22 protein-coding genes are annotated in these 18,825 nt (G+C 44.1%); 14 read left to right on the plus strand and 8 right to left on the minus strand.

Annotated features, from left to right (window positions below):
• The first annotated feature begins 6 nt into the window (after positions 1-6).
• Positions 7-540: a cob(I)yrinic acid a,c-diamide adenosyltransferase gene (cobO, locus tag TH606_RS06815; protein WP_068542282.1), complete on the plus strand. Its 534-nt coding sequence runs from the start codon at positions 7-9 to the stop codon at positions 538-540.
• Here the strand turns inward: cobO and recR are convergent, their stop codons facing one another.
• Genes recR through dnaX form a run of 3 tightly spaced genes read right to left on the minus strand, consistent with a single transcriptional unit; the run spans position 541 to position 2,993 of the window.
• Positions 541-1,137: a recombination mediator RecR gene (gene recR / locus TH606_RS06820; RefSeq protein ID WP_068542284.1), complete on the minus strand. Its 597-nt coding sequence runs from the start codon at positions 1,135-1,137 to the stop codon at positions 541-543.
• 3 nt (positions 1,138-1,140) lie between these two features.
• Positions 1,141-1,452, minus strand: coding sequence for a YbaB/EbfC family nucleoid-associated protein (locus TH606_RS06825; protein WP_068542286.1), 312 nt, complete (start codon positions 1,450-1,452; stop codon positions 1,141-1,143).
• Positions 1,453-1,457: 5 nt separating this feature from the next.
• Complete coding sequence (gene dnaX / locus TH606_RS06830) at positions 1,458-2,993, minus strand: DNA polymerase III subunit gamma/tau (protein WP_068542288.1); 1,536 nt, start codon at positions 2,991-2,993, stop codon at positions 1,458-1,460.
• Positions 2,994-3,409: 416 nt separating this feature from the next.
• Here dnaX and TH606_RS06835 point away from each other — a divergent pair, with 416 nt between their 5' ends.
• Together TH606_RS06835 and TH606_RS06840 are read left to right on the plus strand one after the other, a co-directional pair.
• Positions 3,410-6,049 carry a valine--tRNA ligase gene (locus TH606_RS06835; RefSeq protein ID WP_068542290.1) on the plus strand — a complete coding sequence of 880 codons (2,640 nt, stop codon included), beginning with the start codon at positions 3,410-3,412 and terminating at the stop codon, positions 6,047-6,049.
• The gene (locus TH606_RS06840; RefSeq protein ID WP_068542292.1) at positions 6,050-7,237 is read left to right on the plus strand and encodes a methionine adenosyltransferase; all 1,188 of its coding nucleotides are present in this window, start codon (positions 6,050-6,052) and stop codon (positions 7,235-7,237) included. It abuts the gene before it with no gap.
• A 41-nt stretch (positions 7,238-7,278) separates the two neighbouring features.
• On the opposite strand, the gene TH606_RS06845 is transcribed toward TH606_RS06840, so the two are convergent.
• From TH606_RS06845 to TH606_RS06855, 3 genes are all read right to left on the minus strand, one after another.
• Positions 7,279-7,743, minus strand: a complete 465-nt coding sequence (locus TH606_RS06845; protein WP_068542294.1) for an FKBP-type peptidyl-prolyl cis-trans isomerase — start codon at positions 7,741-7,743, stop codon at positions 7,279-7,281.
• A 108-nt stretch (positions 7,744-7,851) separates the two neighbouring features.
• The gene (locus tag TH606_RS06850; RefSeq protein WP_068542295.1) at positions 7,852-8,349 is read right to left on the minus strand and encodes a hypothetical protein; all 498 of its coding nucleotides are present in this window, start codon (positions 8,347-8,349) and stop codon (positions 7,852-7,854) included.
• Positions 8,350-9,636 carry a DUF1015 domain-containing protein gene (locus tag TH606_RS06855; RefSeq protein WP_068542296.1) on the minus strand — a complete coding sequence of 429 codons (1,287 nt, stop codon included), beginning with the start codon at positions 9,634-9,636 and terminating at the stop codon, positions 8,350-8,352. It abuts the gene before it with no gap.
• Between the two features lie 139 nt (positions 9,637-9,775).
• Here TH606_RS06855 and TH606_RS11520 point away from each other — a divergent pair, with 139 nt between their 5' ends.
• The 5 genes from TH606_RS11520 to TH606_RS06875 all read left to right on the plus strand — a co-directional run bounded on the left by TH606_RS11520 (position 9,776) and on the right by TH606_RS06875 (position 11,980).
• A complete protein-coding gene (locus tag TH606_RS11520) occupies positions 9,776-9,931 on the plus strand; it encodes a hypothetical protein (RefSeq protein WP_157627883.1) in 156 nt (51 codons plus the stop codon).
• A 16-nt stretch (positions 9,932-9,947) separates the two neighbouring features.
• A complete protein-coding gene (locus TH606_RS06860; RefSeq protein ID WP_068542297.1) occupies positions 9,948-10,307 on the plus strand; it encodes a hypothetical protein in 360 nt (119 codons plus the stop codon).
• 6 nt (positions 10,308-10,313) lie between these two features.
• A complete protein-coding gene (locus TH606_RS06865) occupies positions 10,314-10,808 on the plus strand; it encodes a type II toxin-antitoxin system VapC family toxin (RefSeq protein ID WP_068542298.1) in 495 nt (164 codons plus the stop codon).
• A gap of 94 nt (positions 10,809-10,902) precedes the next feature.
• Positions 10,903-11,550, plus strand: a complete 648-nt coding sequence (locus TH606_RS06870; RefSeq protein ID WP_068542299.1) for a DUF948 domain-containing protein — start codon at positions 10,903-10,905, stop codon at positions 11,548-11,550.
• 1 nt (position 11,551) lies between these two features.
• Complete coding sequence (locus TH606_RS06875; RefSeq protein ID WP_068542300.1) at positions 11,552-11,980, plus strand: YtxH domain-containing protein; 429 nt, start codon at positions 11,552-11,554, stop codon at positions 11,978-11,980.
• On the opposite strand, the gene TH606_RS06880 is transcribed toward TH606_RS06875, so the two are convergent.
• Entirely contained in the window at positions 11,977-12,777 is an 801-nt protein-coding gene (locus TH606_RS06880; RefSeq protein WP_068542302.1) for an NAD(+)/NADH kinase, read from the minus strand. The genes TH606_RS06875 and TH606_RS06880 overlap by 4 nt on opposite strands.
• Positions 12,778-12,887: 110 nt before the next feature.
• On the opposite strand from TH606_RS06880, the gene TH606_RS06885 reads away from it, so the two are divergent.
• Genes TH606_RS06885 through TH606_RS06905 form a run of 5 tightly spaced genes read left to right on the plus strand, consistent with a single transcriptional unit; the run spans position 12,888 to position 17,860 of the window.
• Positions 12,888-14,447, plus strand: coding sequence for a glutamate synthase-related protein (locus TH606_RS06885; protein WP_068542304.1), 1,560 nt, complete (start codon positions 12,888-12,890; stop codon positions 14,445-14,447).
• 2 nt (positions 14,448-14,449) lie between these two features.
• Positions 14,450-15,658 (plus strand): class II glutamine amidotransferase, encoded by a 1,209-nt coding sequence (locus TH606_RS06890; RefSeq protein WP_068542306.1) that lies wholly within the window; start codon positions 14,450-14,452, stop codon positions 15,656-15,658.
• A 10-nt stretch (positions 15,659-15,668) separates the two neighbouring features.
• The gene (locus TH606_RS06895; RefSeq protein ID WP_068542308.1) at positions 15,669-16,412 is read left to right on the plus strand and encodes a GltB/FmdC/FwdC-like GXGXG domain-containing protein; all 744 of its coding nucleotides are present in this window, start codon (positions 15,669-15,671) and stop codon (positions 16,410-16,412) included.
• The gene (purM, locus tag TH606_RS06900; protein WP_068542310.1) at positions 16,402-17,451 is read left to right on the plus strand and encodes a phosphoribosylformylglycinamidine cyclo-ligase; all 1,050 of its coding nucleotides are present in this window, start codon (positions 16,402-16,404) and stop codon (positions 17,449-17,451) included. Before TH606_RS06895 ends, purM begins: the two co-directional genes overlap by 11 nt.
• Position 17,452: 1 nt before the next feature.
• On the plus strand, positions 17,453-17,860 hold the full coding sequence (locus tag TH606_RS06905; protein WP_068542311.1) for a DUF523 domain-containing protein: 408 nt from the start codon (positions 17,453-17,455) through the stop codon (positions 17,858-17,860).
• On the opposite strand, the gene TH606_RS06910 is transcribed toward TH606_RS06905, so the two are convergent.
• Positions 17,838-18,299, minus strand: coding sequence for a phosphatidylglycerophosphatase A family protein (locus tag TH606_RS06910; RefSeq protein WP_068542315.1), 462 nt, complete (start codon positions 18,297-18,299; stop codon positions 17,838-17,840). The genes TH606_RS06905 and TH606_RS06910 overlap by 23 nt on opposite strands.
• A gap of 42 nt (positions 18,300-18,341) precedes the next feature.
• Between TH606_RS06910 and TH606_RS06915 the strand changes: the two genes are divergently transcribed.
• On the plus strand, positions 18,342-18,812 hold the full coding sequence (locus TH606_RS06915; protein ID WP_082863556.1) for an HDOD domain-containing protein: 471 nt from the start codon (positions 18,342-18,344) through the stop codon (positions 18,810-18,812).
• The last annotated feature ends 13 nt before the right edge of the window (positions 18,813-18,825 follow it).

Here is an 18,825-nt window from a genome sequence, read left to right on the forward strand (position 1 = left end):
AAAATTATGGTGAGCAATAGAAATTTTACAGGCTATGTGCAAGTCTATACTGGAAACGGCAAAGGCAAGACCACCGCGGCTCTAGGGCTTGCTCTTAGGGCTTTAGGGGCAGGGTTTAAGGTTTTTTTAGGGCAGTTTTTAAAAAGTGGCGAGTATAGCGAAATTAAAGCCCTTAAAAAGTTTGAGCCAGCCATAGAAGTATTCCAATTTGGGCGCGGCTGCTTTATTAAAGGTAAACCCTCTGAAGAAGATATCCGCTTAGCTAAAGAGGGTTTTTCTCTTTGTCGGGAAAAGATTTTATCCGGTGAGTTTAATCTGGTCATTCTGGATGAACTTAATCTTGTTTTGCATTTTGGGCTTTTAGAATTAGACGCCGTATTGGAACTACTGAAGATACGTCCTAAACATATAGAAATCGTTATCACCGGGCGTTATGCCCCACCTGAACTTATACAGGCAGCTGACCTGGTTACTGAAATGCGCGAAATAAAGCACTATTACCAACAGGGGATTTTGGCCCGCCGGGGGATAGAAAAATAGCTAAAAATTTTGGCGGGCTTCTATCGCCCTTTTAAGGGTCATCTGGTCGGCGTAGCGTACATCCATGCCCATAGGTAGGCCACAAGCCAGACGAGTTACTTTAATAGGAACTTCTTTTAAAAGTTCTACAATATAAGCCGCGGTAGCTTCTCCTGAAACCGTGGGGGAAAGTGCCAGAACCACTTCTTTTATGTTTTCCTGCCTCAGGCGAGTTAAAAGCTCTGGTAAACGCAATTCTCTGGGGCCGATACCGTCTCTTGGGGAAAGAACACCGTGAAGGACATGATAAAGCCCTTTATAGGCTCCGGCCCTTTCTATGGCCGAAAGGGCCGCTGGGTCTTCCACCACACAGAGGATGTCTTTTTCTCTTTGAGGGTCAAGGCAAAGCTGGCAAAATTCTTCAGTGGCCAGATTAAAACAGCGTTTACAAAGTTTTAACTTGCTTCGCATTTCAAGCAGGCTTTGTGCCAGCTCTTTTATCTCTTCTGAAGGACGAGAAAGTAAATAAAGGGCTAGCCTTGTAGCTGATTTTTCCCCAAGCCCTGGTAAAGCAGCCAGATTTTTGATAACCCGTTCAAGAACTTCTGGAAAGGCCATGGTTTAAAACATTCCCGGGATCTTGAGGCCTCCGGTTATTTTGGCCATTTCCTGTTCTACCATTTCCTGGGAACGGCGTATCGCTTCGTTAACAGCGGCTACAATCAAGTCCTGAAGCATTTCTATGTCTTCAGGATTAACCACTTCAGGGTCAATTTTAATGGAAACAAGCTCCTGCCTGCCATTTACTACCGCGGTAACCATACCCCCGCCTACCGTAGCCTCTACGGTTTTTTTGGCCAGCTCTTGCTGGAGCTCAGCCATCTTTTTCTGTATTTTTTGGACCTGTCGCATCAAACTTTGCATGTTTTGCATTGATTCTACTCCTTTTCGTAAATTTTTACCTGGGCTACTCGTCCACCGAAAATTTTTAACGTTTCCTGGACAATGGGCCTTTCTACCAGTTCTTGCCTTTTAGAAAAAGAAGTTTTCTGCGAAATAAAATTTAATTCAAGGGGTTTTTGCCAAAATTTTTGGGCCAAACGACTGAGGTTTGCCTGGGTTTCTTTGTCTTCCAGGAGGGGATGTTCAGCTATGTTAAGTACAAGTTTTTCTTGAGAGAAGTCAGGAGGCTCTGCTGTTTCTAAAATAGCTCCTAAAGTGGGCTTTTCCTTTTTTATTTCAGCGATAAAAGTTTCCCAGCTTTTTCTAGTGGCAGGGACTTCAGCCTCAGAGGGCTTGTTTGCTTCTTTTTCTGGTTTTTGGCTAAGGTGTTCTCTGGAAGAAAGGTTTTTAAGCTCGTTTATTTTGGCAAATATTTCATCAAGGCTTACTACCTGCTTAATCTGGCAGGCCTTAGCCAACATAAGTTCAAAAGAAAGCTTTGGGACTGAACTGCGTCTTAAGGCTTCAAAACCCTGAAGCAGGGTCTGAAAAAAAAGAATTAATTCTTCTGTTTCAAGATCTAAAGATAGCGACCGAAGAGAGGAAAGTTCGCTTTCAGGGAGGTCAAGAGACAGGCGACCGCCAGAATTTTTAAGGGCCAAAAGGTTTCTAAAAAACTTCACCAGGTCTTCAGCCACGAAAAAAAGGTCCTGCCCTTCTTCGTAAGCCTGGTTAGCCAGGTGGAAACAGGTAGCAAGATCTCGGTTAATAATAGCTTTGGCAAGATTTTCAATGAGCTCTGGCCTGGAAATTCCTAAAAGTGCCTGGAGGTCAGCAGCTGTTTTTACTCCTGAAGAGATGGCCTGGTCAAGTAAAGATAAAGCATCTCGCACACTGCCTTCTGCCTCTCTCGCAATAATATTAAGGGCTTCTTCAGAAATATCAGCCCTTTCCCTGTGACAGACGCCTTTCAAAAACGAAACTAAAATAGCCGGAGGCACACGCCGAAAATCATATTTCTGACAGCGAGAAAGAATAGTTACTGGTATTTTGTGAGGTTCTGTGGTGGCCAGAACGAACTTCACGCGCTCAGGCGGCTCTTCAAGGGTCTTGAGAAGGGCGTTAAAGGCCTCTCGGGTGAGCATATGAGCTTCGTCTATTATGTAAAATTTTACTTTGAGTTTAGCTGGTGGGAATTTTACGTTTTCTCTTAGCTCTCTAATTTCATCAATACCGCGGTTAGAGGCAGCGTCTATCTCCTGCACGTCAATAGCTCGGCCAGAAGTAATTTCCTGGCAAACCTGACAGGAATTACAGGGTTCAGCCTGAGAAGGGGATTCACAGTTTATGGCTTTGGCTAAGATGCGGGCAATGGTAGTTTTCCCTACTCCTCTAATTCCAGAAAAGAGAAAGGCATGGGCCAGGCGCCCCTGTAAAAGAGCATTTTTAAGGGTTCGGACTACGTGTTCCTGGCCGACTACTTCGGAAAAAGTTTGCGGACGATATTTACGGGCTAAAACCAGGTAAGACATGCCAATGATTTTAAATAGAAAAAAGCTTCTTTACCAGGGGACAGGCAAAAATATTCTTGTTGCCTTTACCCTGGCCGATTAGGAAATTTTGTGGTTATAACTTAAAGGACTTTTTAAAGTTTTAACTTATTAATTAGAGCGTAAAACAGATGATAATTTTTGGGTTGTCATGGCGAGCGAAGCGAAGCAATCTTTATCCCGAGCAGTAGCGAAGGGATCAGAGATCGCCACGGCAACTACGTTGCCTCGCGATGACGCTCTGTAATGTAAAGAAATGCAAAACCTATGTTGGATGCGCTACCTTGCGAGAAGGGTTGTTCTGGCTGCTGGTGCAGCCCGCAATGATAGTTTTTGTCTGTATGGGTGAAGCAGTCTTTAGAATATTTAGTTGAAATAAAACAGAATGGGAGGACTAAGTGAAAGAGCTACCAAAGGCCTATGACTTTCGCGGCGTAGAGGAAAAGTGGTATCGCTACTGGGAAGAAAAAGGTTTTTTAAAACCCAAGTTAGATCCAAAACGTCCGCGGTTTTCGGTGGTCATTCCGCCTCCTAATGTTACGGGAAAGCTTCACGTAGGCCATGCCTTAAACACCACTCTTCAGGATGTTATCGTTCGCTATAAACGCATGGACGGCTATGATACCCTCTGGGTTCCAGGGACAGACCATGCCGGCATTGCTACCCAGAATGTTGTAGAAAAGGCCCTGGCGAAAGAAGGCCTTTCACGGCATAACCTTGGCCGGGAAAAGTTTTTAGAGCGTGTGTGGCAGTGGAAAGAGGAATACGGCGGAGCCATTATTGAACAGCTTAAGCGCCTTGGTTGTTCCTGCGATTGGTCTCGCCTGCGTTTTACCATGGACGAAGGTCTATCTCGTGCTGTCCGTGAAGTCTTTGTCAGGCTTTGGGAAGAAGGCCTTATTTACCGTGGGGATTATATTATTAACTGGTGCCCCCGTTGCCACACTGCCCTGGCAGACATTGAGGTAGAGCGCGAGCCAACTCCAGGGCACCTCTGGCATATACGCTATCCTCTGGCTGATGGTTCAGGCTATATCGTTGTAGCTACCACCCGGCCAGAGACCATGCTCGGAGATACCGCGGTGGCGGTAAATCCTGAAGATGAACGCTACCGTCATCTAATTGGCAAAAAGATTAAACTCCCGTTAATCGGCCGTGAAATTCCTGTAATTGCCGATAAAGAAGTTGATCCGGAGTTTGGTACAGGGGCTGTTAAAGTTACGCCAGCCCATGATTTTGCTGACTTTGAAATTGCCAGACGCCACGGCCTTCCTTTTGTAAAAGTCATGGACGAAGACGCCAGGATGACCAAAGAAGCAGGCCCTTACGCCGGGCTTGATCGTTTTGAAGCCCGCCAAAAAGTCGTGGAAGATTTAAAGGCTCAGGGTCTGCTTGAAAAGATAGAAGATTACGAAGTAGTCCTTGGCAAATGTTACCGTTGTGATGACATTGTTGAGCCTCTTCTTTCTAAGCAGTGGTTCGTCAAAATGAAGCCCCTGGCCACACCAGCCATTGCCGCGATTGAGCGCGGGTTTACCAGGCTTATCCCTGAGAACTGGAAAAACCTTTACTTTGACTGGATGTACAACATTAGAGACTGGTGTATCTCGCGCCAGATTTGGTGGGGGCACCGTATCCCCGCCTGGACCTGTAAAGATTGTGGAGAAATTACCGTCTCCCGTAACACGCCAGAGGCCTGTGCCCACTGCGGCTCACAGAATATAAAGCAAGAAGAAGACGTGCTTGACACCTGGTTTTCTTCGGCTCTCTGGCCCTTTTCCACCCTTGGCTGGCCTGAAGATACTCCTGAACTGCGGCTTTATTATCCGACCTCTCTTCTTGTTACAAGCTTTGACATCCTCTTTTTCTGGGTAGCTCGTATGCTCATGATGGGCCTTCATTTTATGGGGGCCGTGCCTTTTCGTGATGTTTATGTCCACGCCCTGGTGCGCGACGAAAAAGGCCAGAAGATGAGCAAAAGCCGTGGCAACGTTATTGACCCGCTGATTATGATAGAAAAGTACGGCACTGATGCTTTTCGCTTTACTTTAGTGGCCCTGGCGGCCCAGGGACGAGATATAAAGCTTGCTGAATCACGCATAGAAGGTTATCGCCACTTTGTAAACAAAATCTGGAACGCCGCCCGCTTTGTGCTCATGAACCTTGACGGCTTTGAAAAGATAGACTTGACCCAGGCAGAGCTTCCCAGGGAAAGCCTCTGGATTCTTTCAAGGCTTTCTAAAACCGTGGCTCAGGTGCGCCGGGCTCTTGATGAATACGAGTTTGACCAGGCAGCCCTTACAGCTTATCACTTCTTCTGGCACGAATTCTGCGATTGGTATGTAGAGATGTCCAAACGTTTTCTTAACGAAGGTGGTGAGGCCAGAAAACTTGCCCAGAATGTGCTGCTAGAGGTTTTAGAAACAAGCTTAAGGCTCCTTCATCCCTTTATGCCTTTTGTTACCGAAGAGATATGGCAGGCCCTTCCCCATGAAGGGGAATCAATTATGGTGGCTCCTTATCCTAAACCAGTCAAAGAGTTTGAAGACGAATCTGTAGAAGCGGAGCTTGAAAGAATAAAAGAGGCCATTGTGGCCATAAGGGCTATTAGAGCGGACTATAATATCCACCCCACTGCTGATATAAAAGCCATTTTCCGGGCAGAGAAAGAAGAAAGTTTGAGGCTTTTTGAGGAGTTTTCCCCGGTTATCAAACAGTTAGCGCGCCTTTCTGAACTTGTATTACAAAAAGGTGGTGAGCGCCCCCACGGAGCCGCCCAGGCAGTGTTGTCTGAGGCTGAAATCTTTGTACCACTTGAAGGCCTGGTTGATATTGAAGCTGAGCTTAAGAAGCTCGCCAAAGAAGAAGCAAAGGTCTTAAAAGAGCTTTCCCGGGTGAAAAGTCGCCTTGAAAACGAAGGCTTTCTTAAAAAAGCTCCCAAAGAGGTGATAGAGAAGGAAAGGGTCCGACGTAAAGAGCTTGAAGAAAAACTTGAAAAGATTCATGAAAACATGAAGCGCTTAAAGGAGCTTACCTAAATGATAGTAGTTGAGTCTTTGGGAGAACAGGCGGTAGGTTCATTGAGCCTTGAAGTTTGTGAGAGAAAAGGCCTTGGGCATCCAGATACCATTTGTGACGCCCTGGCTGAAGAGTTTTCCCGGGCCCTTTGCCGTTTTTATCTGGAAAAACTTGGTTTTATTTTGCACCACAACGTGGATAAAGGCCTTCTTTTTGCAGGAAGAGCCCGTCCGGCCTTTGGCGGAGGTGAAGTGCTTGAACCTTTTGAAGTTTATCTCGTAGGTCGGGCTACTACTTCTTATAAAGACCTTCAAGTTCCTGTTGAAGAGCTTGCCGATGAAGTGGCCCGGGCCTGGTTTAGCAAACATTTTCACGCCCTTGATCCGGAAAAACACGTAAGAATTAAGGTCCTGGTAAGGCCAGGAGCCTCTGAGCTGGTGGAGTTGTTTCTAAAGTATCAACAGAAAGGGGTTCCCTTGGCCAATGATACTTCCATAGGGGTTGGCTTTGCGCCTCTGAGCCCACTGGAAAACCTGGTCCTTGAGGCAGAAAAGTTTCTTAACTCGCGTCTTAAAGAAAAACTACCCGCCGTTGGCGAAGATATAAAGGTCATGGGAGTGCGTGAAGGCCAAAGCTTTCGTCTTACAGTGGCCTGTGCGGCTATTGGCCGCTATCTTTCAGACCTTAACGACTACCTTGCCTGGAAAGAAGAGGTAAAGCAGGCTTTGATAGAAAATTTTGTTTCAGATTATCCAGAATTAGATATCTCCATAAACACCGCTGATGATACGGGAAAAGGGGACGTTTATCTTACGGTAACAGGCACTTCAGCTGAAGCTGGTGATGATGGGGAGGTAGGTCGTGGCAACAGGATAAACGGTTTAATCACTCCCTTCAGGCCCATGAGCCTAGAAGCCGCAGCTGGTAAAAACCCCATAAGCCACGTGGGAAAGATTTATAACTTATTGGCTCAAAAGATAGCGGCAAAGGTTATTTCTGAACTGGAATCTGTTAAGGAGGCTTATGTGGTTATTGTTAGCCGCATTGGTAGCCCTATTACTGAACCTCAAACACTCTCTTTGCGTTTAAGGGTTGAGGGGGATTTTACCAGAGCGGCTCTGTCAGCTAGAGAAATAGCTGAAGAGGAATTAAAAGGGGCTTCTTCCCTCTGGCGTGAAATCGTTGCCGGGAGGCTTGGCTGTTTTTAGACAAAGAAAAGGGGCCCGTTTTGACAGGCCCTTCAGGTGTATTACGGAGTAATGATGGGGGATTCTCCGTTTTCAATTTCTACTACTTTGATATAAAAAGTAACCGTTTCTCCAGCAAGTGGTGGATTGAGATCAAGGGTTAAGTTTTCTTCATCAATGTTGGTTATAGTGGCGGGAACAGTAACTTCCCCCTGTTCTGTATTGAATACCAGGTTTAACATCATGCCTACCTGCGGTTCAGTATCAAGGGATAAGGCATCTTTTGGAACCACTTTTACCAGCCTTTCATCTCTTTCACCAAAGGCTTTGTCAGGGGAGAGGGTAACTTCTTTTTCCTCGCCTTCAGCCATGCCTATCACGGCTTCGGAAAGACCAGGGATGATTTCAGGAGAGCCCACTTGAAACTGAAAAGGAGGCCCGCCTTCTGTGCTTTCAAAGACTTCACCATTGGCTAATTTGCCTACACAATGAATGCTTACTACATCACCTAACTTAACTTTACGCATAAATATAACTCCTTCAAAAATTATTCGTGAAGGAAACTAAGGTTAGGTGGGCCTTAGCATCCCTCTCAAAACAAGATAGCATAAGTCTAGAAATAAAAAAAGAAAAAATTAAGTTTGTTCTGTTAGGATTGTTTTGATGCGTTCAAGCAGTTGGAAGAGATAAAAAGCTTCTTCGTCAAAGGCATCCTGAATTTGCCTAATCTTAGAAAGTCCAAGGGCATCTTTTAATTCAGGACAGATAAAGTTACGACAAATCAAAGGTCGTACTTTTAAAACACAGCCGTTTGGCCCGAGAAAAAAACAGCCCTTAGCCAGGTGCCGCGAAGAAGGTATTTTTACGCCTAACACTAGATTGGCTAAAAGAAGGGCTTCTTCACACTCAAATTCCATACCTTTACCACAGCAAGAAAGAGCGGCCTGGCCGCATTCCTGACAAAATAGGGCAGCACCTGTTTTTTGCATAATTTTTTGGACCCGGACAAAGGCTTTTTGGTGCTTTTCCAGGTAGGAGTTGATCTCTAGGTCCTCTTTTAGAAGACGCCCATATTTTTGCCAGGTCTCAGCGAGATTAGCCAACAATCTGGCTAAAACTTCTGCGTCTTTCACCTAACAGGGTGGGCCTTTTTCAGGCGAGATTTCAAAAAATACCGTGCCAGTTAATATCTTGGGATGAAAATATGTAGATTTGTGAGGCATTACTGTTCCCGCCTGAGATACTTCTTCTAAGGCCAACACTGGAGTGGGAGCCAGGAGAAAACCAAAGGTATTCCCTTTTGCTTTGCTGATAACTTCATTTGCCCAGGGGATAAAGCGAGCCTTGCCCTGAACTTTAAGGGCAGCTTCGTCAATCCCTAAAGCTTCTTTCATTACCCAGGTGAAAAGAGATACAGGTAGTTTGGCTACAGGGGCAGGAAATACTTCTTTTGCTTTTTGGACTTTTTCTGCTTCCAGCTCAAATAGATAAGCTTTCCCATTGTTTATAAATACAAATTGGTGTGGCTTAAGCTCGTTTACATAAACGGCAAGTTTTTCAGTAGGTACATCTATTTGGGAAATTTGGCCCCAAGATTTAAGTTTTTGTTCAATATCTGTGAGAGAAAGAGAAAGGGTTAAAAGCCGGTGAGTGGGGAGCACCAAAAGACCTGGTTCTTCAAAAGGACAGAGATACATCATCATGTAATGGAAACATCGTGGCGGATTGGCGCCATATTTTTCTTCCATCTCTTTCATGAAGCGCAGGGCGGTGGTGTAGCGATGGTGCCCGTCAGCAATGTAAAGCGGCCCCTGGGCGATAGTTTGTTGAACTGTTTTTATGGCTTCTTCGTCATTAACCTGGAGAAGTTCATGGGTAAAACCCTGAGGGTCTTTTGCCCGGCAAAGTGGCTTTGCTTCTTTTTCTAGCACTTTGAGGCTTGTCAAAGCCTTGTCATGGTAGAGGCAAAATATCTGGCTAAACTGGGCGTGAGTAGCCCTTAAGAGTTTTAGTCGGTCCTCAGTAACTTTATCAAAGGTCTTTTCGTGAGGGAGAATTTTCTTGCTTTTCCAGGGAGCCAAACGCACCAGGCTTATGAAGCCCCTTCTGGTTAACAGTTTCCCTTCCCACTCAAAATGAAGGAGATATAGGTAAATTGAAGGCTTTTCTTCACGAATGAGTATGCCTTCTTGGCGCCAGCGATTCCAGAATTCCCTGGCCCGGGTGTAGCGGTTTTCATCTTGATTATCAGTGGAAAGTATTTCTCCAAGTTCCAGGTGAAAAACATTATAAGGGCTCTTTTTAAGATAGTTTTCCTGCTCTTCAGGAGAGACCACGTCATAAGGAGGGGCCAGGACATCTTCTAAACGAACCTTTTCCAGATTATATCGCCAGCCATAAAAAGGTTTTATTTCGTTCATGACAGGTGCTTAGCTACTATAGGTTTTAAAATTCGTCAACTTTATGATGTTTAGCAAAAGAAATTTTTGATAGTCTAAAAATTGACAGACTAATTTTTTGTTCTATACTAAAATCAGATCTAAATTTAGGAGTGTGATTATGATTGAAGAAAGAGACGGAAAAGAAGGAAAGATGTGCCCAACTTGTAGAGAATGGAAGCCTTTAGAAGAGTTTCCCCGGGATAGAACGAAAGGTGAATCCCAGGGATATAGACACTGTCGGTGTAAGGAGTGTCACAAAGAGAAACGAAAATAAAAATAGGGGGACTCAAGTGAAAAAAATTAGTAGTCCACGAGCAATAAAAACCTGTTATATTGCCCAGATCAAAGAAGAAATGGGGTTAAAACCTAAAAATCGCCGTGCCGCTAATAGAAAAGGTGAGCATAGAAGGGTGAAAACTCCTGACTACCTTAAACCTATCTTAAAAGAAGCTTTTAACATATTATTGGCAGAAAAAGGCACAATACCATCTTATAAAGAAGTACAGCAAAAAGCTTTTGAAATTCTCAAAAAAAGAGAAGAATTTAATATTACTGAAAAGTACTTTGCCTTTTTAGAGATCAGTGAAGATGACAAAAACTTTGTTGAAAAGATAGCTGAATCAGAAGAAATCTTTTACGAAGAGGTATAGTTTTACGTGGAAATAAAAAAGCTTTATAGAAAGAAAGTTATGGTTGATGCTAATGCTTTTATTTACTTTTTTACCGGGCAAAGTAACGAACTTACCAAAAATATATTTCAACTAGCTGAAAAGAATTATCTGACACTTATTACGACTATAAGAATTGTTGACGAAGTATGCTTTAAAGTGATGATGATTTCAGCTAGAACAAAACTTGGATTAAAGGCAAATATACTTGAGAAAATAAAAAGAGACAAAGAAAAAATGAAAATATTAGCAAAAGATGTGCAAAAAGTTGCTGGATTTATAACTCAATTAAAAATTGACGTTAAGGAAATATCTTTTAAGGAAGTTCAAAAGCTTCCTTTATTTATGGAAAAGTATGGACTTTTTGGTAATGATGCTTTGATTTTGGCTATTATGGAAAAATATAACTTAAAATATCTACTTTCTTCGGATAAAGATTTTGATCTTGTAAATTTTGTCAGGAGAATAGATCCCAAAGTTTAAAATTCGTCAACTTTTCCTTGCTTTATATTGAGGTTGGGCTTAACTTAAAAACAAACCGCCCTGAAACAATTTATTCCAAGAAAAGGGGGCTAAAATGGATCTGCAACAAGGGCTTTATCTGGCAGGGATAGTTGCAGCAGCTTTTTTTGTTATCCTGGTTATCTTTTTGTTAAGCTTTATTTCTCGGCTGAAAAATACCTTAAATGAAGTGGACCGCACTCTTTCAGACACCTTAAATCTCTTGCGTGATGTTGAGCTAGAAGTTAAGCCTGTTCTAGTTAATGCCCGAGAAACTTTAGATAACGTTGGTCATCTGGCCAAACGTATAGACCGTTTAGCTGACGAAGTCTCTATCCTTCCGCCAGCTATAAAAGAACTTTTATCTGATTTGCAAGAAATTTTGAGAGATGTAGCTGATGAACTCAAAGAAACAGTCGGAAAAGTCGGCACATTTTTTGAGAAAACAACCGAGCGGGTAGAAAAAGATATTCCAGAAGTAATAAATGAGGTAGAAATCTTGGTCAGAGAATTAAACCAGATTGTGGAGGATATAAAGTTAAAAGTGGCCAAGACCGAAGAGTTATTTAAAGCGGTAGAAGAAACAGGAAAGGCCAGCCGTTTGGTGGCAGAAATTATATCAAAAAACGTGGCTGAGGCCGCAATAGAAGTAGCGGCAGTAGCCAAAGGTCTTCAAGTGGCCTTAAAAACTTTTAAAAAGAAAATACCCCAGGAGGTGAGATAATATGGAAGAAAAAAGGTTTTCTTTTACTACGGTAGCCGCTTCTTTTTTTCTTGGAGGAGTAGTAGGGGCAGGCTTAGCCCTTTTCTTAGCCCCTAAACCTGGCCGAGAAATAAGAGAAGAGTTAAAAGAAACCACAGAAGAACTTCGCGAAAAAGCTCGCATGGCAGCGGAAGAAGCCCGCTTAAAGCTTATATCCACCAAGGAAGAGCTTGAAGAAAAGGCCGAAGAAGTTAAGTCTAAACTTGAGGAAAAGACTGAGGAACTAAAAGAAGAATTAAAAGAAAAGGCCGAAGAGGTGGTAGTTAAAAGTAAAGAAGTGCTGGAAGAGAAGACATCCACTTTGCGTGAAGCTATAGAAGCTGGCAAAGAAGCCATGGAAAAAGAAAAAGAGAGACTTTTGGCCAAGATAAAAAAAGAAGAAACGGTTTAAACCTTGAGTTCGGCCCAGCCGAGTTTGATTCTCAAAATTTCAAAGTAGTCTCGCGTCGGGGACTTTATCAGTTTCAAGGTCCTCGGCGCTTTTTTGATTTTTAGTTCATCTTCATGGGAAAGAATAAAATTAATGTGTCCGTCAATAATAGTGTGAACTTCTTCGGCTTCATAGAGAAGTTTTGCTGATAAGTCCTTGTTGGCAGGAATAACGATTGGCCTGGCACTAAGCATAAAAGGGCAAATAGGAGTTAAAATAAAATTGTCACTCTGGGGATGAACAATAGGCCCACCTGCAGAAAGATTGTAGGCGGTTGAGCCTGTGGGGGTAGAGATAATTAAACCGTCTCCGTGGTAAACACTTAAAAGGCTACCTTCACAGTCAACTTTTATATGAATCATGAGGCCAAGAGGCCCTTTGATTATAGCCACTTCGTTTAAGGCTATATACTCTTCAGCCCCTCTAAAAACTTGTAGCACCAAACGTTCTTCTATTTCATATGTTCCTTTGGCCAGGGCTTCAAAGGCCTTTTCTGCCTCATCTTCGGTTATTTCTGTGAGAAATCCGAGCCTTCCTAAATTTACTCCCAGAAGAGGGACATCAAATTTGTAGGCAATGGGGGCAGCCCGCAGGAAAGTCCCATCTCCTCCAAAGACCACTACCGCTATTACCTGGTGTTCTGGCTTGAGTTTCTCAATAACTTCTATTCCGTAAGCCTTAAATACCCGAAAAAGGCTTTCTTTGAGACGGGCTGGAATAGAAACCCCTTTTTTGCTTATTAAAAGGACCTGGGGCATTTTTGTTATCTCCACTTTTTATGCTAGCATAAGAAAAATTTAGATAGAACTTGAATTTTTTTAACATTTTTTGTAAGTTTGCCAACACACTTGATGATTGGGAGGACGAAGTGAACCCCCAAAAAGAGACTAAAGCCAAGCCAAAAAGAAAAAAGGTCCAATTCAGCAAGCTTTATCCCGATTTTTATATTGAGCGAGACTGGGATAAATGTATCAAATGTAAGCTCTGTATTCGCGAGTGTACCTACGAAGCTCACGGCTGGGACGATAAAAGGGAAACACTCACCGAAGATCATTCCAAGTGTGTCGGTTGTCATCGCTGTGAAGCCACCTGCCCCACAGGAGCTATTGTTATCAAACATCATCCCAGCCGGTTTCGTGAACATGATACCTGGAAGCCGTGGTTTATAAAAAATGTATATAAACAGGCAGACACAGGCGGAGTGCTTTTGTCGGCTACAGGCTGTGCGGTTCCTTTCCGTAATTACTGGGATCACCTGGTATTAGACGCCTGTCAGGTAACGAATCCTCCTATAGATCCTCTACGCGAGCCCATGGAACTTCGCACCTATCTTGGGCCCAAACCTGATAAAGTGGAAGTAGTGCTTGAAAACGGAAAATATCATCTTAAACAAAAGCCTGGTCCGTGGATCAAGTTGGAAGTGCCCATCATGTTTGCTGCCATGTCTTACGGGGCCATAAGCCTGCATGTCCATCAGGGGCTGGCCCGAGCGGCTAAAGACTTAGGAACTCTTTACAACACCGGTGAAGGCGGGCTTCACGCCTCCCTTTATGAATATGGCTCAAATACTGTTGTTCAGTGCGCCTCTGGGCGTTTTGGCCTGCATGTGGATTACTTAAACGCTGGGGTGGCTATTGAAATTAAGATTGGCCAGGGGGCCAAGCCGGGCATTGGTGGCCATCTACCAGGTGAAAAGGTTACTGAAGAAATTTCTAAAACCCGTATGATCCCTGTGGGTTCTGATGCTATCTCTCCGGCCCCCCATCACGATATTTACTCCATTGAAGACTTGCGCGGCTTGATATACGCCCTCAAAGAGGCCACAGAGTATAAGAAGCTTGTGTTTGTGAAAATCGCCGCGGTACACAATGCTCCGGCCATTGCTTCTGGTATCGTGCGCGCTGGGGCTGATGCCGTCGTCCTTTGTGGTCTGCGCGGTGGCACCGGGGCAGCGCCCACTATGTTTAGAGATTACGTGGGTATTCCCATTGAGCTGGCTCTGGCGGCAGTTGATGAAAGGCTTCGCCAGGAAGGCATTCGTCACTGGGCCTCGCTCATTGTTTCTGGCGGTATTCGCTGTAGTGCCGACGTGGTTAAAGCCATAGCCCTGGGGGCAGATGCTGTCTATATCGGCACACCGGCCTTAATCGCCGTGGGTTGCACTATGTGTGGCCGCTGTTTTACCGGTAAGTGTCCCTGGGGTATAGCTACTAATAACCCGGAGCTCATCAAACGCCTTGACCCTGACACCGCTTACGAAAAGATATATAACCTGGTTCATGGCTGGGCTCATGAAATTCAGGAACTTTTAGGGGCTATGGGGCTTAACTCTATTGAAAGCCTTCGAGGTAACCGTGATAAACTGCGGGCCGTAGGGCTTAACGAAGTTGAACTCAGAATCCTGGGTGTAAAACACGCGGGAGAATAGATATGGAGATATTTATTCCTAACAAAGAAATTTCTGGTTGTGGTTTATCAGGGGTTATTAACCGCAAAGGTGAACTCATTAAAGGCGAAGTGATCATAGAGTCCATCTGTTGCCAGATGGACCGAGGGAATGGTCTTGGAGCAGGTTACGCGGCCTATGGCATATATCCAGAGTTTGCCGAGCACTACTGCCTGCACGTAATGGCTGACACCAAAAAGGCCTTGAAAGAGGTAGAAGAAATACTTGCCCATAAGTGTTATCTGGTCCATCAGGAAAAAATTCCCACTCGTCCTGTTCCGGGAATTACTTCACCTCCACGTTTTTACCGTTACTTTGTTAAACCTCGTTATGAAGGAGACCTGCGCGAGATATGTGAAGGCACCCCTGACGAAGACGATTATATGGTCCGTCTGGTAATGAAGATAAACCGTGATGTGCCAGGGGCCTACATTATTTCTTCTGGCCGTAATATGGGGGCCTTTAAAGGGGTAGGCTTTCCTGACCAGATAGCCGAATTTTTCCGACTTGACGAATACTCAGCCTATATCTGGACAGCTCATAATCGTTTCCCTACTAACACTCCGGGCTGGTGGGGAGGCGCCCACCCCTTTACCATTCTAGACTGGTCCATAGTGCATAACGGCGAAATCTCAAGTTATGGGACTAATCGTCGGTACCTGGAAATGTTTGGCTATCATTGTACACTTCTTACTGATACCGAAGTTGTAGCCTATCTTCTGGATCTTCTTATCAGACGGCATGGCCTGCCCATAGAACTTGCCTGTATGGCCCTGGCCCCACCATTCTGGGAAGAAATAGACCGCATGGAAGAGCCTGAGAGAAGTGTTTGTACCGCTATTCGTGCGGTTTATGGCCCGGCCATGCTTAACGGGCCTTTTGCCATTCTTTTTGCCTATAACGGCGGGCTGGTGGGCCTAAACGATCGAGTAAAACTTAGACCCTTAGTAGCCGCTAAAAAAGGTGATTTTTATTACATGGCCAGTGAAGAAGCGGCTATTAGGGCCATTTGTCCTGACCCTGACGAAGTCTGGTGTCCTAAAGCTGGAGAGCCAGTAATTGTAGAACTTGAACCCGATACCATCCCCAATCAACGGAGTTATTTGCGTGGTGAGCCTTTTCAGATTTCATCGCCTGTTTGCCGTATCTCCCTGGTAGAGGAAGAAGAAACCGAAGAAGAGGAAGAGGCGTAAGGAGTTTGTTATGGTTTTTGAAATTGACGCCAAAGATTTACATTACCGGGAATTAAATCAGCAGATTCGTAAGGCCATTGCCGAAGGTGCCAAGCATCTTGTCATAAAACATGTAAATGGTCATCGTTATTTGGCTGCGGGAGTTTCGGCTGAAGTTGACATAGACGTCTATGGAGTTCCTGGCCTTGATCTTGGCGCTTTTATGCGCGGCCCGCGTATAAGAGTTCACGGTAACACCCAGGATGGAGCCGGAAATACCATGGACGAAGGGAAAATCATCGTGGAAGGTATGGCCGGTGATGTAGTGGGCTATGCCATGCGCGGTGGGAAAATTTTTATAGCCTCTGATGTAGGTTATCGGGTTGGTATCCACATGAAATCCTATATGGACAAAATACCGGTTCTTGTTATCGGTGGTAAAGCTGGAGATTTTCTTGGAGAATATATGGCTGGGGGGATAATCGTCCTTTTGGGTCTAAATTCTCGCTACCCTGAACGTCCTCTAGCTGGCATGTTTTTGGGCACAGGTATGCACGGCGGGGTAATTTATGTAAGGGGGCATCTTCCTGAGACCCAGATTAGCCCGGTTTTAAAAATTGAAGAAATAGACGATAAAGATAAAGCTACACTTGAAAATATCCTTATTGAATACGCTAAAGACCTGAATTTTGATTTAGAAGAAATTTGGAAGGAGAAATTTTTTAAGATAAAACCAAAAACACATCGTCCTTACGGAAAACTCTATGCCTACTAAAGCCAAACGTTACGCAGAAGCCGGGGTTGATATAGAAGCCGCTGACAAGCTGGTTAGTAAGATAAAAAAACTGGCGGCTACTACTTTTCGTCGTGGAGTTTTAACAGAGATAGGCGGTTTTGCCGGGCTTTTTGCCCTTAATACTGACCGCTATAAAAATCCTGTCTTGGTATCCTCCACCGATGGAGTCGGCACCAAGATTAAAGTAGCCGTGGCTGTCGGGAAACACCGGGGTATTGGCATAGATCTCGTGGCCATGTGTGTAAACGATATTATCGTCACCGGGGCTGCCCCTATGTTTTTTCTTGACTACCTTGCTTTTGGTAAGATTAATGAAAAAGTAGCCCTGGAGCTAATTGAAGGGATTACCGAGGGTTGTAAAGAGGCTGACTGTGCCCTTATAGGTGGTGAAACAGCAGAGATGCCTGGCATGTATGCCGAAGGGGATTATGACTGTGTAGGCTTTACGGTAGGGGTGGTTGATCGGGATGAAATTATAGATGGCTCCGAAATAGCCGTAGGGGATATTCTCTTGGGGCTTTCCTCAAATGGGCTCCACAGCAATGGTTTTTCCCTGGTGCGTAAAATTCTTTTTGAAGAATTAAAGCTCTCTTTGGATGCTATCCCTGAAGGCCTTGATAAACCTTTAGCTGAGGAACTTTTGAGGCCCACTAAAATCTATGTGCGTCCGGTTTTAGGTCTTTTAAGGCAGGGTTTCAGATTAAAAGGCCTTGCCCATATTACCGGAGGAGGTTTTTACGACAATATTCCCCGTGTGTTACCAAAAGGCTGTAAGGCCGTTATTAATAAAAACGCCTGGCCGCGGCCGGCAATTTTCTCTTTCCTTCAAGAAAAGGGGCAAATACCTGAAGAAGAAATGTTTCAAACGTTTAACTGCGGGATAGGGATGGTGCTTATTGTTTCCCCTGAAAAACTTCAGGACATAAAACTCATCCTTGAAGGCATGGAAGAGGAAGTCTTTGAGATTGGCCATATTGAAGCCAGAAAAAAAGACGAACCTTCAGTCATTATAACTTGATATGATTCCTGTCCTGGTTTCTGCTTGCCTTTTAGGCCTTTCTACCCGCTACGATGGAACTTCTAAAGAAGCCGAGATAATAAAAACCCTGGCCCAAAGATATATTTTAGTGCCCTTTTGTCCGGAACAACTCGGCGGATTGAGTACTCCCAGGCCTCCTGCTGACCTCTACGGTGGAGATGGTCTGGCCGTGCTTGAAGGAAAGGCTAAAGTTATAACTAAAGATGGCCTTGATGTTACCCAGGCCTTTATTAAAGGCGCCTACGAGAGCCTCAAAATAGCCAAAATTTTAAAGATAAACCAGGTCTTTTGTAAGGCCAGGAGTCCTTCCTGTGGTTTGACTCCGGTAATGGGGGTAACAACGGCTCTATTCCATCTTGAAGGGCTTAAGATAGAAGAAATTGATTGATAAGCTTTAGGCAAAGATGGGCAGCTATTCCGGCTAAAACGTCATCCATCATAATACCAAGCCCTCCAGGAAGTTTTTCTCCCAGGCGAATAGGTAAAGGCTTCCAGATATCAAAAAGCCTGAAAAGAAGAAAGCCTAATAGCAGGTTAACAAGAGTTATATCAAAAGAGATAAGAGCAATCCATTGGCCGGCTATTTCGTCAATGACCACTTCAGAAGGGTCTTTGTCTTTTGTATTTTGAATATAAATTTCCGCGGCCCAGATGCCTGTTAAAAAGAAAATTACCGCCAGGAGGCTTTGAAGGGCTGGATGAAAGATAGGCCCTGTTAAAGCCATAAGGCCTACCGCCCCCAATGAACCCCAGGTGCCTGGAGCTTTTGGAAGACAACCCAACCCAAAACCAGTAGCTATTAACCTGGCCGTAGATTCTTTTCCCACTTTTTTGCTAAATTTTTCTAAGATCTTTCCGATAAAACTTAGATGATGAGAACTGGTAATACAAGTGATATCTCTCAAATAAATTGGTCAAAATTAAAAGAGCTTCTAGCAGAAAAGGAACTCCCTTGTAGCTATGTAGCCCTCAGTTTATTAGAAACTCTTGAAGATATAGAAGAAATATCCTTACAGGATTTAGCTGCCCATATTTTAAAGGATTACGGTCTCACCAATAAGGTAATAAAACTTGCCAACTCCAGCTTTTATAACCCTTCAGGGGTGGAAATAATAACTGTTTCAAGAGCAATTTTATTTTTAGGGTTTGAAAAAATCAGGGAAATTATTTTGGTGTCTGAGTATCTGGAAGAAATTATTTCTAAGTCTAGTCCAGAAAATCGCGATATCCTTTTGCGCCTTTTAGGGGAAACATTTTTAGGGGCCTTTCTGGGAAAACAGTTGGCTTTACATCTAAAATTGCCCGCTGAAGAATTTTTTATTCAGCTCCTTTTCCGGTAGTATTTCAGTAATT

Origin of the sequence: Thermodesulfatator autotrophicus, assembly GCF_001642325.1 — a bacterium.
In the GTDB taxonomy this organism is placed as follows: Bacteria; Desulfobacterota; Thermodesulfobacteria; order Thermodesulfobacteriales; family Thermodesulfatatoraceae; genus Thermodesulfatator; species Thermodesulfatator autotrophicus.